We start from the raw sequence: 12,835 nt of genomic DNA, 5'->3' as shown, positions 1-12,835 counted from the left end.
TCACTCCCACCAGGATTCTCAGGAGCATCGTGACGCACTCGAACGCCCAGGGTTTCAACACCCGGGCCGTCCACGCAGGCCAGACCCCCGACCCCACGACGGGAGCGGTGATCCCGCCCCTGTACCAGACCACCACGTTCGCGCAGGACGGCATCGGCAAGCTGCGCAACGGCTACGAGTACGGGCGCGGCACCAACCCCACCCGTGATGCGCTGCAGGTCCAGATCGCGGCGCTCGAGGGCGGCGAGCACGCCTTCAGCTTCTCGTCGGGCCTCGCGGCGGAGGACGCGCTCATCCGGGCCGCCCTCCGTCCGGGCGACCACATCGTCCTCGGCAACGACGCGTACGGCGGCACCTACCGCCTGATCGACCGTGTGCTGTCCCAGTGGGGCATCACCAACACCGCCGTGGACATGGCGGACGCCGACGCGGTCCGGTCCGCCATCGCCGCGAACAACACCAAGATGGTGTGGGTCGAGACGCCGTCGAACCCGATGATGAAGATCACCGACATCGCCGCGACCGCCCAGCTCGCGCACGACGCCGGTGCCCTTCTCGTCGTCGACAACACGTTCGCCTCGCCCTACCTGCAGCAGCCGCTCACCTTCGGTGCCGACGTCGTCGTCCACTCGACGACCAAGTACATCGGCGGGCACTCGGACGCCAGCGGCGGGGCCGTCGTCGTGAACGACGGCGAGCTCGCCGAGAAGATCGGGTTCATCCAGTTCGCCGTCGGCGCCGTGTCGGCTCCCATGGAGGCCTGGCTCACCACCCGCGGGCTCAAGACCCTCGGAGTGCGCATGGACCGGCACTCCTCCAACGCGACCGCGATCGCTCGCTGGCTCCTCGAGCAGGACGAGGTGGAGCACGTGTACTACCCTGGGCTGCCCGAGCACCCGGGCCACGACCTCGCGGCTGCCCAGATGAAGGACTTCGGCGGGATGATCTCCGTGACCTTCAAGGGTGGGGCGGAGGCCGCGAAGAAGGTGGCGGAGTCGACGCACGTGTTCCTGCTGGCGGAGTCCCTCGGCGGCATCGAGTCGCTGATGAACTACCCGTCCGACATGACGCACGCGTCCGTCAAGGGCACCGAGCTCGCCGTCCCCGAGAACCTGGTCCGGCTGTCCGTCGGCATCGAGGACCTCGAGGACCTGATCACCGATCTCGACCAGGCGATCGCCACACTGCGCCAGTCCTGATACGAAGGGCCCCTCCTGGTGGAGGGGCCCTTCGTGTGTCCGGAGTCGGCCGGGCCGCCGCGGCTTCGTGCACGTGTTTCCGGCGCGAACGGCGTCCCGCGCGGCGTGTCCTGGCCCGACACGCCCTTCCGAGGGCGAAAGCCGTGCACGACGCCGCGCCGGCAAGCCCCGCTAGCGGGAACCCGGCAGCCGGAAGCGCTTCTTCGCCTTCGGCTGGGTCAGCTGGAAGTAGTCGCTGCTCTGCGGCAGCCACAGCAGCAGCACCGCGACGAGCATCGCCCCCGCGATGAGGGACAGGCCGGGCGTCCCGCGGACGATGATGGGCACGCCGACGATGATGCCGATGGTGCTCAGCAGCTCGCGGGCGCTCCTCCTGCCCCGGCGCAGCGGGAGCAGGAGGATCAGCTGCAGGACGGCGAGCGACCCGAAGAGCGCCCCGAGCCCGATGAAGCCTGCCCGGTCGAGGTCCTGCATCGCGGCCGACGTGATGAAGGTGCCCGCGGCGATCAGCAGCAGCACCGCGATCACGAGCCACAGGACGATCGCCGCGCGCAGGGTGAACGGCCGTGGCGGCAGTGCATTCGGACGGGAACCCAAGACCGCCTATCCTCGCGGGGCGACGGTGCCGGTGGAGGTTTCGGTGTCGTAGGAGTAGACCTCCGTGCCGCCGATCCACACCTGCAGGGCACGCTGCATGACGTCGAGCGGGTCGCCGCTCCACAGCACCAGGTCCGCATCCTTGCCGACGGCGAGCGAGCCGAGGCGGTCCGCCAGGCCGAGGACCTTTGCGGGGTTGATCGTGATGGAGCGCAGCGCCGTCTCCCGGTCCAGGCCCTCCTTGACCGCCAGCGTGGCCTGATGCACCAGGAAGTTGATCGGGATCACGGGGTGGTCGGTGATGATCGAGATCTCGACGCCGGCCCTCGCGAGCTTGCCCGGGTTGGCGATGGAGCGGCCGCGCAGCTCCACCTTGGACTTCGTGGTGAACAGCGGCCCGATCAGCACGGGGGTCCCGCGTTCCGCCAGCACGTCGCCGAGCAGGTGCGCCTCCGTGCCGTGGTCGAGGACGAGGTCGTAGCCGAACTCGTCGGCGATGCGGAGGGCCGTGGCGATGTCGTCGGCACGGTGGGCGTGCTGGCGCCAGGGGATTTCGCGGCGCAGCACCATGGCGAGGGCCTCGAGGTGCGGGTCGCGCGCGTTCTCGTCGGCCTTGCCCATGTAGTTCTGGGCCTTCATGAACGCCTCGCGGATGACGAGCGCGGTGCCCAGGCGGGTCGACGGCGTCTTGTCCTTGCCGCCGTAGACGCGCTTGGGGTTCTCGCCGAGAGCGGACTTCAGGCCGCTGGGGGAGCGCAGCACCATCTCCTCGAGGTAGCGCCCGTGCGTGTGGAGGGCGACGGCGAGGCCCCCGATCGGGTTTCCGGAGCCGGGGTTGACGTTCACCGTGGTGACGCCGCCGGCGAGGGCGTCGTCGAAGCCGGGGTCGAAGGGGTTGACGGCATCGATCGCGCGGACGCCGGCGGTGTTCGGGTTGGTCATCTCGTTGGTGTCGTCTCCTGCGGCGCCTTCACCCTCCTCGTGCGTCCCGAGGTGGACGTGGGCGTCGACGAAGCCCGGGAGCAGCCACTTGCCGCCCGCATCGACGACCGTGGCGCCGTCGGGCACCGGAACGGAGGCGCCGAGGGCCGTGATCCGGCCGTCCTCCACGACGACGGTGCCGTCGAAGGGCTCCCCGTCGATCGGGACGACGTGGGCATTGGTGATGGCCGTGGTGGAAGCGGGCGTGGTGGTGCCGCTGGGGGAGGACATGGGTGCATCGACCTTTCGCGAGGGTGCGGGGTGATTTCCACCATATCGGCCCGCGGGCACCTGCCCGGGGCCGTGCCTACACTGGATGAGCCGTTCCGCAGGGTTTCCCGGGCCGGTGACAGCACCCTGTTGATCGGAAGGAAAGCATGAGCCAGCGCAGTATCCCGGCAGCGGTCCGGGCGCTGGGCGTCGTCGCCGCAGTGGCCGTCGCAGCCGCTCTGGGGGTCTGGGCGTTCGCCTGGGCGGACTTCATCGGCCTGGACTTCCGGGTCTACCGGATGGGCGGACAGTCCGTGGTCGACGGCGACGGCTCGCTCTACACGCGGTCCTTCGGCGAGGGCGAGGGGTCGCTCCTCTTCACCTACCCGCCCTTCGCGGCCCTGGCCTTCACCGTGCTGACGCTCGTCAGCGCCGAGACGGGCGCCCTCCTCTTCGTGGGGCTGTCGGTCCTCATCGCCGCTGCGACCTCCCTTTTCGTCACGCGGTACCTCGGCGGCTTCCGCGGTGTGCGGGAGGTGGTGCGGCACCCCGCAGCCCTGCCGCTGGCCATCGCGGGCACCGGTGTGGTCTGCCTGCTCGGCCCGTGGCGCGAGACCATGGCCTTTTCCCAGGTCAACATCCTGCTCTTCGCGATGATCGCCGCGGACCTGCTCTCCGGCCCGCACCGACGCATGCCGACGGGCCTGCTCACCGGCATCGCCGCGGGCGTCAAGCTGACGCCCCTGGTCTTCGGCCTGTACTTCCTCGTGCGCGGCGAGTGGAAGCAGCTGTTCACAATGGCCGGCGGCTTCTTCGGGACGATCGCGCTCGGGTTCCTCCTGCTGCCCGCGGAATCGGCGACCTACTGGCTGCAGATGCTGCGTGACACGGGCCGCATCGGCGGCGAGGGCTACGTGGACAACCTGTCCCTCCGCGGTGCGATCCTGCATTTCCTCGGGCCCGATTTCCCCTCCACCGTCCCGTGGCTGCTCGGCTCCCTCCTGCTGGTCGCCGCGACGGCCTTCATCATCCGTACGGGCGGACGGCGCGGTGACCGTTTCCTGCCCATCGCCATGACGTCGCTGCTCATGCTCCTCATCTCGCCGATCTCCTGGTCCCACCACTGGGTGTGGATCGTGGTGGTCCTGGCCGTCCTCGCGGGCCAGGCCGCCGGACTCCCGGTGGAACTGCGGGCGTACCGCACGGCAGCTGCGGCCCTCTTCGTCATCACCCTCGTGGTCTTCATCTACTCGCCCAAGAGCATCGGCCTGCTGTTCGGAGCCCAGGACCTCAATTCGCAGCTGACGACGGGCTGGCTCATGGCGTCGAGCGCCGGCGTCTTCTGCGCTCTCGCCATCACCGTGTTCTGGGTGCTCCTGTCCCGGCGCCTGGCGGTCCATGCTCCGAGCAGCATGGACGAGCAGGCGGCAGCGGGATCCGGGCGGACCCCGAGCGGGAGCAGCAGGGACACCGCGCTCGACGACGGCGTCGTGCCCAGTAGCCGGAACCCCTGATGTCCGTGCCGGCCCGGCGTACCCTCGCGGCTCCTGTCAGCCGTCTGCGGGTCGTCGGCGCCTGCGTCGTGGCGCTCGCCCTGCCGCCTCTCCTCAAGGCAGCCGTCTTCGCGGTGGGCAACTCGCTGCTCGTCGTCGACGTGCTGTTCCAGCTGGCAGGCGTCATCGCCGTCGCTTTGATCGGTGGCCTCTGGCCCGCCCTGCTCGCGGCCCTGTGGAGCAGCATCATCCTCAACTACACGTCGACCGAGCCGTTCGGTTCCCTCGAGATCGCCGACGCCGAGAACGTGGTCACCGTGTTCATCTTCATCGCCGTCGCGGTGGCGGTCTCGCTCGTCGTCGGCCTCTCCGCCCGCCGTTCCAGGGAGGCGGTGCTGGCGCAGCAGGAGGCGGCCCTGCTCGGTGAACTCGCACGTGGTGCGCTCGCGGAGGAGGACACGCTCCAGGGCTTCCTGCAGCACGTCCAGTCGCAGTTCGACGTCGACGCCGTCGCCCTGTTCGGTCCCGAGGGCGGGAGCAGCGGGACCGGGCAGGACGGCGCGTCGGCCGAAGACCGCCGGGAACGCAGGGCGCTGGCCGTCCGTCCGACACCTCGGCAGCAGGACGCGGCCGGCCCCGCCTCGAGCGCCCCAGGCCGCGGGCAGGCAAGCGCCGCCGGTCGCGGGCCGGGTACCGGCGGGTCGGCCCAGGGAACGGACGCCCCCGCTCGCGTTAGTGAGGACCGCTGGACGCTGGAGACGGCGACCACCAGGGAAGCGGTCGACGGCGACTTCTCGCTCGCGCTGTACGGGCATCCTCTGTCGGGGCGCGAGCGCGGCCTCCTGACGGCGTTCGCCGGGCAACTGCGCTCGATGCTGCAGCGGCAGGAACTCCTCGCGAGCACACGCACGAACCGCCGGCTCGTCGAGGGCAACGTCATGCGCACGGCGATCCTGCGCTCGGTGTCCCACGACCTCCGCACACCCCTGGCCGGCATCAAGCTCGCGGTCAGCAGCCTGCGGCAGTCGGAGGTGACCTTCTCGCAGGAGGACGAGGACGAACTCCTCGAGACCATCGAGGACTACTCGGACAGGCTGGACGCGCTCGTCAACAACCTGCTGGACATGTCCCGCATCACCGGTGACGCCGTGAACGCACACGTGCGGCCGCTGAAGTGGATCGACGTCGTCGGACCCGCCCTCGCGAACGTGTCCGAGGACCGCGTGCACGTGTCCATCCCGCCCAACCTCCCGGCCATCGAAGCGGACCCCGGACTGCTGGAGCGGGTCCTCGCGAACATCGTCGAGAACGCAGGGAAGTACGCCCCGGACTCGCTGATCGAGGTCACCGCATCCATCGGCGGTACCGGCAGGGCGCTCATCAACGGCTTCCCCGCGAGCGAGCTGCGCGTCATCGACCACGGCCAGGGGGTGTCCCGCGACGACGTGGACACCATGTTCCGCCCGTTCCAGCGCCTCGACGACGCGCCGTCCGGAGCCGGCGTCGGACTGGGCCTGGCCGTGGCGAAGGGATTCACCGAGGTCATGGGCGGCGTGCTCGACGCCGAGCAGACCCCCGGCGGCGGGCTGACGCTCGTGATCCGCCTGCCGATCTCGACCGGGGCGGACCTGTGACGCGGGTGCTGGTGGTCGACGACGAACCGCAACTCCTCCGCGCCCTCGAGATCAACCTCCGTGCCTACGGCTACCAGTGCGTCACAGCCGTCGACGGCGAGACCGCGCTCGCCGCCGCGGCAGAGCACCACCCGGACATCATCGTGCTGGATCTCGGCCTGCCGGACCTCGACGGGGTGGAGGTCATCCGTCGGATCCGCGGCTGGTCGCAGGTGCACATCATCGTGCTGTCCGCCCGCCGCGGCTCGCAGGACAAGGTCGATGCCCTCGACGCCGGGGCCGACGACTACGTGACGAAGCCCTTCGGCCTCGACGAACTGCTCGCGCGGCTCCGTGCGGCCGCCCGGCGTGCGGCCGTCGAGGCCGCCGCACCCGTCCTCGAGACGCCCGATTTCCTGCTCGACGCCGGTGCGCGCCGGGTCGTGAAGGACGGGAAGGACGTCCGGCTGACGCCCACGGAGTGGAAGATCGTGGACCGGCTGATCGCGCATCCGGGCCGGCTCGTCTCCCAGCAGCAGCTCCTTCTCGACGTGTGGGGACCCGCCTACGCGAAGGACGTGCAGTACCTCCGCGTCTACATGGCGCAGCTGCGCAAGAAGCTAGAGCCCGATCCGGGCTCGCCGCGGTACTTCGTGACCGAGAGTGGGATGGGCTACCGCTTCGAACCCTGATCGGGAGCGCGGGTGCGGGCGCCGCATAGGATGGTCGCCATGACCACCGGTACCCTCCTCGCCGTCTGCCGCGTGCACGAACTCCTCCCCACGAAGGACTCGACCGGGGTCACTGCGATCGACAAGCGTGCGGTTGACGGGCCCGTGAACGTCCATCCGCTCGGACTCACCGGCGACATCCAGGCGAGCCGGAAGCACCACGGGGGACCGACGAAGGCCCTCTACGCCTACTCCCAGGACGACGCCGCATTGTGGGCGCAGCAGCTGGGGCGAGAGGTGACGCCCGGCCTGTTCGGGGAGAACCTCCGCGTCGCGGGGATCGACGCCTCCAACGCCGTCATCGGCGAGCGGTGGAGCGTGGGGGAGCAGGTGGTGCTGGAGGTGACGATGCCGAGGACGCCCTGCGTGAACTTCGCCCGGTACCTCGGCGAGAGGTCCTGGGTGAAGCGCTTCGCCGAGGCCAACAGGGTGGGCACCTACCTGAGCGTCGTGACGAAGGGGAGCGTCTCCGCGGGTGACACCATCCGGGTGACCAGCGTGCCCGAGCACGGTGTCACCGCTGCGCAGGTCTACGCGGGCCCCGACGCACGCCAGGCGCACGCACTGCTCGATGCCGCGGCGGCCGGACACCTCACCCTCACCCCGCAGGTACGCAAGGCCGCGCTGCAGGCCCTGAAGGTCGCCTCGCCGGCCTGACGTGCCGAACGTCACCTGCCGGATGGCCTCCTCATGGAGCGCGACGGGGCGTACGTGCCGTAGACTGGGAACATCCCCCACACCGGTATTCCCTTTATTTCCGCCCCTTTCGGGCCGGATAGGTTGTGTTGGGGCTCGGAGCGAAGACTCGCGAGCAGATTCATCAGGGAGCGCCGGCTAGAAGAAACGTCACACATCACTGCTGAGAGAGCAGAGAACACGGTGTGACGAGGAGCTCGGCCTCGGGATTGAAACAGTGCCGGATCCATGTTCATTCGGCTCTGCGGGCTCCATCCTCAGGCCGTCCGGCACCTATCTGGAGGAATTCTTTCCGTGCCTGAAAACCTGTCCGAGCACATCACCGACACCACCCCCGTCACCGAGACCACCGCAGCGGTTCCCGCTCCGGAGTCCGACGACGACGGTGTGACCATCCGCTTCACCGAGCTCAATCTCGACGGCCGCATCCTCGCGGCACTGAACGACCTCGGCTACGAGAAGCCCTCACCCATCCAGGCAGCAACCATCCCCGCGCTGCTCGAAGGTCGCGACGTCGTCGGCCTGGCCCAGACCGGCACCGGCAAGACGGCCGCGTTCGCCGTACCCGCGCTGTCGAAGATGGCGGAACTCGCAGACGTCAACGGCGGACCCAGCAAGAACACGCAGGTCCTGGTGCTCGCACCGACCCGCGAGCTCGCGCTGCAGGTGGCCGACGCCTTCACTTCCTACGCCAAGCACATGGAGGGCTTCACCGTCCTTCCCGTCTACGGCGGATCGCCCTACGGCCCCCAGCTCAACGGCCTCCGCCGCGGCGCGCAGGTCGTCGTCGGTACCCCGGGTCGCGTCATCGACCACATCGAGAAGGGGTCGCTGGACCTCTCCAACCTCGAGTACGTCGTCCTCGACGAGGCCGACGAGATGCTGCGCATGGGCTTCGCCGAGGACGTCGAGAAGATCCTCGGCTCGACGCCCGCCGAGAAGCAGGTTGCACTGTTCTCCGCGACCATGCCGCCGGCCATCCGCCGGATCGCCAAGAAGTACCTGAACGATCCGGCCGAGATCTCGGTCAAGGGCAAGACGACGACGGGCACCAACACGCGTCAGCGCTACCTGCAGGTCATGGGCCCGCACAAGCTCGACGCGATGACCCGCATCCTCGAGGTGGAGGACTACGACGGCATCATCGCCTTCGTCCGCACCAAGGCGGCCACGGAAGACCTGGCGGACAAGTTGCGTTCACGGGGCTTCACAGCCGCAGCCATCAACGGAGACATCCCCCAGCAGCAGCGCGAGCGCACCGTCGAGGCGCTGCGCGAGGGCAAGATCGACATCCTCGTCGCCACGGACGTCGCCGCCCGCGGCCTCGACGTGGAGCGCATCTCGCTCGTCGTGAACTACGACATCCCCAACGACACGGAGTCCTACGTCCACCGCATCGGTCGTACCGGCCGCGCAGGACGTTCGGGTGACGCGATCCTTTTCATCACCCCGCGTGAGAAGTACCTGCTCCGCTCGATCGAGAAGGCCACGCGCCAGCCCGTCGAGCAGATGCAGCTGCCCTCCACGGCGAAGATCAACGAACTGCGCCTCAGCAAGTTCGCGGACAAGATCACCCAGACGCTGGCAGGCAAGGACGTGGCACTGTTCCGCGACCTCATCGCGAACTACGAGCGCGAGCACGACGTGCCCGCCACCGAGATCGCCGCTGCCCTCGCCGTCATGGCGCAGGGCGGACAGCCGATCCTCGTCCAGGACATCCCCGTCGCTCCCGCCGGCCAGCGCGAGCGGGCCGAGGGCCGCAAGGACGCCTTCGGCTCCCGTGGCCCGACGCGCACCCTCACCGAGGGCAACGCCACCTACCGCATCGCGGTGGGGCGTCGCCAGCGCGTGATGCCGGGCTCGATCGTCGGCGCCATCGCCAACGAGGGCGGCCTGTCCTCCTCGCAGATCGGCGGCATCGACATCCGCGCCGACCACAGCCTCGTGGAGCTGCCCGCGGACCTGTCCACGGACCAGCTGCGTGCGCTCTCCAAGACGCGCATCGGCGGTGAGCTCATCCACCTCGAGCTCGACAAGGGACGCAAGCCCTCGGGTAACCGCGGTGCTGGCGAGTTCAAGAAGCCCTTCAAGAAGGACTTTCCGAAGCGCGACGGCGACACCCGTTTCTCGGGCGACGCCACCCGCAAGCCCCGTTACACCAAGGGTGCGGGAGCCGGAGCAGGACGCTCCAGCGCCCAGTCCGAGCAGTGGTAGGAACTAGCTAGTCGAACCCCGTCGGGCCCGCGCCCCGCGCGGGTCCGACGCGGAATCAGGGGTCGGCCCGTTCGGGCCGCTGTCGATTTCGCACCAGCGGCAGGGAACTGGTAAAGTTTCTTGCTGTTGCCCCCCTAGCTCAGTGGTAGAGCGCGTTCTTGGTAAGAACGAGGTCACCGGATCGATTCCGGTGGGGGGCTCATGAATGAGGGGCCCGTGACGATCATCCGATCGGTGCGGGCAGCCTCATTTAGGGCGGTGTAGCTCAGCTGGTTAGAGCGCACGACTCATAATCGTGAGGTCGTGGGATCGAGTCCCACCACCGCTACAGACAAGACCCCCGGAGTCCTCGAGACTCCGGGGGTCTTCTTCTGTCTGCTGACGGCGTTACTCGTACAGCACCGTCCCTGGGCGCCCTCATCCAGCCGGGGTGCGCCGACTCGTCCTTGTGAAGTGCGACGCCGGCGGCGGGACTCCGGAAGGTCATGGTCGGCCCGTATGCGACCAGGAGTCCGCGCTTGCCGCTCTCGGCGCCGTGCGCTGTCGCGCTCATGGGAAGCGGTCCTCGATGAACGCGAGGATGGCCTGTACCCCCGGTTCGAGCGGGACGTGATGCCCCGGAACCTCACTGCCGCATGTCACGGCGGTGGGAGGAATGGAGAGCCTCGCTGTCCCGACCCTGCTGATCTATGCCGAGCACGGCAAGTCGACCACCGAGCAGAAGAACCGGTTCGTCGAGAGCGGCCGGAACGCCACGCGTGTCGACCTCGCAGGTGTCTCGCCTGATGCCCACCTGGACGCCTTCGACCAATGGATCCTCGCTTCCACAGGATGCATCATCCGCTGAGGGATTCCCGACAGGGCCTCCTTGATGAGGCTGCTCTGGCGCATCCATAGGATGAGGGCATGAGTACGAAGCGGGAAACGGTCGAGTCGGTCCAGAGTGATGCCATCGCCGCCATCGCTCATGTCCGTGTGGTCGCTCAGGCAGAGGGGGACGAGGCGCGAATCCATGCCGCTGATCGGCTCCTTCGGCTGTTCGAGGACATCCAGGGGGAACATCATCTTCGTGAAGCCGCCTCGGATGCCCTGACCCTGTACGGAGGCATGGCGTCGTTCTCCGATGCCGGGACCGCCGCGTCCTCGTTCGCCGTCACCCGATTGGGTACGGTATTGCGGCATGCCCGAACCTGGTCGACCCGCGATCAGGCGCCGATCGCTTTCCGGGTGACCGCGTACCCTCGCACCACCAGGTGGCTGCGTCGCGAGGTTCGAGGATTCCGCTATGACGCATTGTGGAGCGACGGTCGCGTCGATCGCGACATCGCCATGCTCAGCTCGACGTACGGGCTCCACACGACCGATCACGACACCACGTCGAAGGCTCTGGATGCCACGTGCCCGGTGACCGGGACCGGCCCTTGGATCGAGCACGGGACGGGTAATCCTATCGAGGGGCCGGCTTAGGCCTCGGAGTCCATCGGTTGCCTCTGGTTCCTCATCGAGTGCCCGGCAGGTTCGGGTCACGTCGCCCATCCACCGCTTGAAGCGTCGGCGGTGATGTGGTGCCAGCGTCCGTTGCGGGTGCGCCTCAGCATCCATCGGATGCGGTGACACCAGGAGCCGGCGGCCTGCCTGGTACTTGGTCGACGGTGGTGCGGAACAGGTAGTCACTACTCGTGTGTAACCAGCAGGAACAGTTCAGTGTTAAGACTGTGGCCAACGTGGCACACGATACGGGGAGCTGGGGTAGTCATGGCACAGAACACATCGATGACGACAGACCTTCTGACGGTCGCAGAAATAGCTGCCAGTATGCGGGTGTCAAAGATGACGGTGTATCGGTTGATGCAGTCCGGGGCGATGGAGAGCATCCGCTTCGGTCGCTCCTACCGGGTGCCGAAGCTCGCGGTGCAGCGTTACCTCGAGTCAGTCAATCCCGGACACTGATGAATACCGGGGGTTACCAGCACTCGAAGGCACCCGATGATTCCTGTCTTTGACACGACCGCATTGGCGAAGCTCGTCGAAGATCTTGACCTGTACGTCGCAATGGACTTCCTGACCACCTTCAGCGCACTCCTGGCCGGTCGGATAGAGCGCATCGAACAGGCTTATCAAGACCATGACGAAGAAGAGATCACCACGGCGCTTCTGAGCCTGCAGGCCAGTGCGGCGATGGTGGGAGCAGCGCAACTAGAGGCATCAGCAACCCGCGCCCTCGGTCAGCAACCGACGAGAGCGAAGCACTCCGGCGCGTTGATCAGGAGGCTTGAGGGACAAGCCGACGTGTTCAGGGAGACCATCGCCACTCTCCCTATCGCGGCTGTACCGGCGACCTATGAGGCAACGGGGTAGATCTCGCCTGCCGGACCGGGCAAGAATTTATGAGTTCGGCACGGCAGTTGTCGCCTCACGGGTTCCCATGATCGCCGTCATATTCTCGGTCAGGACCGGCTCACGGGCATGAATAGTCATGTCCTCCAGCTCTGAAGCGCCCGATGGTCCTTCCCACTTCATGGGCGGGTTGCTAGGTTGCTCGGATGAGAGCGCAAGCAGTGACCATCGGGGTGCCAGTCCGTGATGTGGAATCAGCGGTTGCCTGGTATACATCAGCTTTCGAGCTTGGGGAGCCCGCGCAGATCCCTCTCGACGGTCTCGTGGAATTCGACCTCGGCCCTTTCTGGCTTCAGCTTGCGCTGGCTCCACAGCTCGCTGGGTGCGAGGGTTTGTCCGTCAACATCAGCGTCGAAGATGCCGCCGAAGAGCACATGAGGTTCAAGGAACTCGGGCTCCGGGTCAGCGAGCTGCGGCGGATTCAGGATGTCGTCGAGTTCTTCGAACTCACGGACATGGACGGCAATAAGATCGGCTTCGTCACGGAACTGAACTGATATGGAAGTCTTCTTTCAGCGCCGGATGTCGATCCTGATACGGACGTTGGTCGGCCATCGAACGCTGTGAAAGCCACGCCACCCACCGCTGTGACTCACAGCTACAGGTATCAGGGCTCCACGGGTGACTGGCGATGATCGGATGCGCGTGTAGCGGGTACATTCATTGCGACATTCGGTGTGGCCGGCGTTCCGCTACCCCCGGCG

13 protein-coding genes and 2 tRNA genes are annotated in these 12,835 nt (G+C 67.7%); 13 read left to right on the top strand and 2 right to left on the bottom strand.

Annotated elements, in window-relative coordinates; genetic code table 11:
- Positions 1 to 29: 29 nt before the first annotated feature.
- Positions 30 to 1,199 (top strand): cystathionine gamma-synthase, encoded by a 1,170-nt coding sequence (locus ACX80L_RS01355; protein WP_459287191.1) that lies wholly within the window; start codon positions 30 to 32, stop codon positions 1,197 to 1,199.
- Between the two features lie 171 nt (positions 1,200 to 1,370).
- On the opposite strand, the gene ACX80L_RS01350 is transcribed toward ACX80L_RS01355, so the two are convergent.
- Positions 1,371 to 1,796, bottom strand: coding sequence for a hypothetical protein (locus ACX80L_RS01350; protein ID WP_459287189.1), 426 nt, complete (start codon positions 1,794 to 1,796; stop codon positions 1,371 to 1,373).
- A gap of 6 nt (positions 1,797 to 1,802) precedes the next feature.
- A complete protein-coding gene (locus ACX80L_RS01345; protein WP_133082347.1) occupies positions 1,803 to 3,008 on the bottom strand; it encodes an amidohydrolase family protein in 1,206 nt (401 codons plus the stop codon).
- Between the two features lie 146 nt (positions 3,009 to 3,154).
- Here ACX80L_RS01345 and ACX80L_RS01340 point away from each other — a divergent pair, with 146 nt between their 5' ends.
- The 12 genes from ACX80L_RS01340 (at position 3,155) to ACX80L_RS01285 (ending at position 12,628) form a co-directional block, all read left to right on the top strand.
- Positions 3,155 to 4,501: a glycosyltransferase 87 family protein gene (locus ACX80L_RS01340; RefSeq protein WP_459287187.1), complete on the top strand. Its 1,347-nt coding sequence runs from the start codon at positions 3,155 to 3,157 to the stop codon at positions 4,499 to 4,501.
- Positions 4,501 to 6,114, top strand: a complete 1,614-nt coding sequence (locus tag ACX80L_RS01335; protein ID WP_459287185.1) for a sensor histidine kinase — start codon at positions 4,501 to 4,503, stop codon at positions 6,112 to 6,114. The genes ACX80L_RS01340 and ACX80L_RS01335 overlap by 1 nt, the downstream gene beginning before the upstream one ends.
- Positions 6,111 to 6,785, top strand: a complete 675-nt coding sequence (locus ACX80L_RS01330; RefSeq protein WP_459287183.1) for a response regulator — start codon at positions 6,111 to 6,113, stop codon at positions 6,783 to 6,785. Before ACX80L_RS01335 ends, ACX80L_RS01330 begins: the two co-directional genes overlap by 4 nt.
- Positions 6,786 to 6,824: 39 nt before the next feature.
- Entirely contained in the window at positions 6,825 to 7,481 is a 657-nt protein-coding gene (locus tag ACX80L_RS01325; RefSeq protein WP_459287181.1) for an MOSC domain-containing protein, read from the top strand.
- A gap of 267 nt (positions 7,482 to 7,748) precedes the next feature.
- Positions 7,749 to 9,734 (top strand): DEAD/DEAH box helicase, encoded by a 1,986-nt coding sequence (locus ACX80L_RS01320; RefSeq protein ID WP_133082352.1) that lies wholly within the window; start codon positions 7,749 to 7,751, stop codon positions 9,732 to 9,734.
- A 128-nt stretch (positions 9,735 to 9,862) separates the two neighbouring features.
- Positions 9,863 to 9,934 (top strand) — tRNA-Thr (locus ACX80L_RS01315).
- Positions 9,935 to 9,988: 54 nt separating this feature from the next.
- Positions 9,989 to 10,062 (top strand) — tRNA-Met (locus tag ACX80L_RS01310).
- Positions 10,063 to 10,389: 327 nt separating this feature from the next.
- The gene (locus ACX80L_RS01305) at positions 10,390 to 10,581 is read left to right on the top strand and encodes a hypothetical protein (protein WP_459287179.1); all 192 of its coding nucleotides are present in this window, start codon (positions 10,390 to 10,392) and stop codon (positions 10,579 to 10,581) included.
- A gap of 59 nt (positions 10,582 to 10,640) precedes the next feature.
- A complete protein-coding gene (locus ACX80L_RS01300) occupies positions 10,641 to 11,201 on the top strand; it encodes a hypothetical protein (protein ID WP_459287177.1) in 561 nt (186 codons plus the stop codon).
- A 288-nt stretch (positions 11,202 to 11,489) separates the two neighbouring features.
- Positions 11,490 to 11,684 carry an excisionase family DNA-binding protein gene (locus ACX80L_RS01295; protein WP_133082355.1) on the top strand — a complete coding sequence of 65 codons (195 nt, stop codon included), beginning with the start codon at positions 11,490 to 11,492 and terminating at the stop codon, positions 11,682 to 11,684.
- 36 nt (positions 11,685 to 11,720) lie between these two features.
- Positions 11,721 to 12,092, top strand: a complete 372-nt coding sequence (locus ACX80L_RS01290) for a hypothetical protein (RefSeq protein WP_133082356.1) — start codon at positions 11,721 to 11,723, stop codon at positions 12,090 to 12,092.
- A 185-nt stretch (positions 12,093 to 12,277) separates the two neighbouring features.
- Positions 12,278 to 12,628, top strand: coding sequence for a VOC family protein (locus tag ACX80L_RS01285; RefSeq protein WP_133082357.1), 351 nt, complete (start codon positions 12,278 to 12,280; stop codon positions 12,626 to 12,628).
- The last annotated feature ends 207 nt before the right edge of the window (positions 12,629 to 12,835 follow it).

It is taken from the genome of Arthrobacter sp. MDT1-48-3, from assembly GCF_054511015.1.
Note: the sequence above shows the minus strand (reverse complement) of the source record. Positions and strands in the feature narration are given on the sequence as shown.